This is a genomic window from Azohydromonas lata (assembly GCF_034427735.1).
Lineage (GTDB): Bacteria > Pseudomonadota > Gammaproteobacteria > Burkholderiales > Burkholderiaceae_C > Azohydromonas > Azohydromonas lata.
In genome coordinates, this window is the sequence record NZ_JAXOJX010000265.1 from 1 (window position 1) to 257 (window position 257).

Genomic DNA, 257 nt, shown 5'->3' on the forward strand with positions numbered 1-257 from the left:
ATCACCTTGGGATTCTTCTGCACCTCGGCGGGCGTGCCGTCAGCGATCTGCTTGCCGTAGTCCAGCACCGTCACGCGGTCGCACAGGCCCATCATCAGCTTCACGTCGTGCTCGATGATGAGGATGGTGCGGCCGTCCTTGCGGATGCGGTCGATCAGCTCGCGCAGCACGACTTTTTCCGTGGCGTTCATGCCGGCGGCGGGCTCGTCCAGGGCGATGAGCTTGGGGTCCGTCGCCAGGGCGCGGGCGATCTCCAG

1 protein-coding gene is annotated in these 257 nt (G+C 65.8%); it reads right to left on the reverse strand.

The window, feature by feature from the left end; genetic code table 11:
- Positions 1-257, reverse strand: a 257-nt coding sequence (locus SM757_RS35325; RefSeq protein ID WP_456062126.1) for an ABC transporter ATP-binding protein C-terminal domain-containing protein, incomplete at both ends; no start/stop codon positions are given.